Raw genomic sequence first — 2543 nt, forward strand, 5'->3', positions numbered from 1 at the left:
GCATGGAAGGCGTGAAGTTCTGGACCAAGGTCAAGACGATCACGCAGCGCTGGCCGGACGGTTCGCCCGATGGCGGGAATGCCTTCGTCATTCCGACGATGGGCTGAGGCAAAGGCTTGCGGAAAGGAATGCCCCGGTGCGCGTTGGTTATGCCATCTGCAACAGCACCGGAGTTTTCCCGATGAAGCGTTTCGTTCTGCCCCTTCTCGCCATGCCGCTGGCACTGGCTGCCTGTTCGGACCCGTCGCCGGAGCCGGATGCTTCGGCCACGCCCAGCCTCGCACCGGTCGTCAGCGAATCCGAAGCGCTTGCCCCGCCGGTTGCACCGGGTGCCAGTGCTTCGGCGGCTTCGCTTGAGGAAGCATCCTTCCCGATGGCCATGCGGGGGCGATGGGGCATGAACGCGGCGGATTGCGATCCGGCACGGGCAGATAACAAGGGCTTGATGACGGTCGGACCCAAAAGCGTGAAGTTCTACGAATCCGTGGGCGAAATCGGCGTCGTGGCGGACCGCAGTGAAAGCGTTTTGCGTGCCGTGTTCGACTACGAAGGCGAAGGCATGGAGTGGAAGCGGGACGCGCGCTACGAACTGGTGGATGGCGGCAAGACGCTGATCCTGACCGAGTATGGCGACGATGCGCCACAAGGTCCGCGTCGCTACACCCAGTGCAAGTGAAGGGGACATACGTGATGAAGCCGATCCTGCTTTCAGTCGCCGCTGCCTCACTCGGTCTTGCGGGGTGTTCTACCCAAGCGCCGCCAGCCGATCTGCCCGCCATGCCCGAAGGCACCTGCAATGCCGATCCGGCGCAATCGCACCTCGGCCACAAGGCAAGCGCGACAAGTGGAGGTGTGTTGTTGCGGTTGACCGGCGCGCGCACCCTGCGCTGGGTGCCACCGCGCTCTGCCGTGACGATGGATTATCGCGCCGACCGTCTGACCGTGAGCTACGATGACGACTACACGATCGTCCGCATTTCCTGCGGATAGGACTCGACAGCGCGGGCGGCGGGCCATAACCGCCGTCCAGTTGATTTAAGGGCACGGTTAATCCGTGTGACGGGAAGAGAGAGATGACCGACCAGTTCGCGCTGACCGAAGACCAGATCGCCATTCAGGATATGGCCCGGCGCTTTACCGCCGATGCCATTACCCCATTCGCCGCGCAGTGGGACGAGAAGCACACGTTCCCGCGCGATACGATCAAGGCCGCCGCTGAACTCGGCTTTGCGGCAATCTATGTCAGCGAGGAAGCGGGCGGTATCGGGCTTGGCCGTCTGGAAGCGGCGTTGATCATGGAAGCGATGGCTTATGGCTGCCCCGCGACCAGCGCCTTCATCTCGATCCACAACATGGCATCGTGGATGATCGACAAGTTCGGCGGTGACGAGATCAAGGGGCGCTATCTGCCCAGCTTGGTCACGATGGACCTGATGGCCAGCTATTGCCTGACCGAACCCGGTTCGGGGTCTGACGCCGCCGCGCTGAAAACCACGGCGCGGCTGGATGGCGATGCCTATGTCGTCAACGGAACGAAGCAGTTCATTTCGGGCGGCGGCGTCAACGATATCTACGTCACGATGGTTCGCACTGGCGATGACAGTGCGCGCGGCATTTCGTGCCTGGTGATCGACAAGGACATGGCGGGCGTTTCGTTCGGTGCGCCGGAAAAGAAGCTGGGCTGGAACGCTTCGCCTACCGCGCAGGTCATTTTTGACAACGTGCGCGTGCCGGTTGCCAATCGGGTTGGGGCCGAAGGCGATGGCTTCAAGTTCGCGATGGCGGGGCTTGATGGCGGCCGTCTGAACATCGGTGCCTGCTCGCTTGGCGGGGCGCAGCGCTGCCTTGATGAGGCGGTGCAATACGTCAAGGATCGCAAGCAGTTCGGAAAATCCATCGCGGAATTCCAGAACACCCAGTTCCAGCTTGCCGATATGGCAACCGATCTGGAAGCGGCGCGCGCGCTGCTCTATCTTGCCGCCGCAAAGGTAACGTCCGGTGCGCCCGACAAGACGCGCTTTTCCGCGATGGCCAAGAAGCTGGCGACCGACAACGGTTCGTCCATCGTCGATTCCGCGCTGCAGATGTTTGGCGGTTACGGCTATCTGCGCGACTATCCGATCGAGCGTTTCTGGCGCGATCTGCGGGTCCACCGCATCCTTGAAGGCACCAACGAAGTGATGCGCATGATCGTGGGAAGGGACCTGTTGAAGTGACCGTTCTGAACAGCACAGAGAACGTCCTGAAGTGCACCAAGGAACACGCAGGCGTCATTTCCTTGAACCGACCCAAGGCTTTACATGCCCTGACGCTCGACATGGTTCACGCCATGACCGCCGCGTTGGTGGAATGGCGCGATGATCCGGCGGTAAGCGTGGTGCTGATCGACCATTCGGAGGGGAGGGGCTTCTGCGCAGGCGGTGACATCGCTTTCCTGCGCAACTCCGCGCTGAACGATGGCGGCGTTTCGGGGCGCAAGTTCTTTCACGACGAATACCAGCTCAACCATCTGCTGATGACCTATGGCAAGCCGGTGGTGGCGT

4 protein-coding genes are annotated in these 2543 nt (G+C 61.8%); all 4 read left to right on the forward strand.

Annotated features, from left to right (window positions below; genetic code table 11):
• Nucleotides 1-181: 181 nt before the first annotated feature.
• Nucleotides 182-676, forward strand: coding sequence for a hypothetical protein (locus ACOVQ0_RS00990; protein WP_421878942.1), 495 nt, complete (start codon nt 182-184; stop codon nt 674-676).
• A 14-nt stretch (nt 677-690) separates the two neighbouring features.
• The gene (locus tag ACOVQ0_RS00995; protein ID WP_421878951.1) at nt 691-990 is read left to right on the forward strand and encodes an I78 family peptidase inhibitor; all 300 of its coding nucleotides are present in this window, start codon (nt 691-693) and stop codon (nt 988-990) included.
• Between the two features lie 83 nt (nt 991-1073).
• Entirely contained in the window at nt 1074-2216 is a 1143-nt protein-coding gene (locus ACOVQ0_RS01000) for an acyl-CoA dehydrogenase family protein (RefSeq protein WP_421878945.1), read from the forward strand.
• The coding region (locus ACOVQ0_RS01005; protein ID WP_421878948.1) for an enoyl-CoA hydratase/isomerase family protein at nt 2213-2543 on the forward strand (331 nt) is incomplete at its 3' end. The genes ACOVQ0_RS01000 and ACOVQ0_RS01005, both read left to right, overlap by 4 nt.

The sequence above is a fragment of the Novosphingobium sp. genome, assembly GCF_049240505.1.
Classification (GTDB): domain Bacteria; phylum Pseudomonadota; class Alphaproteobacteria; order Sphingomonadales; family Sphingomonadaceae; genus Novosphingobium.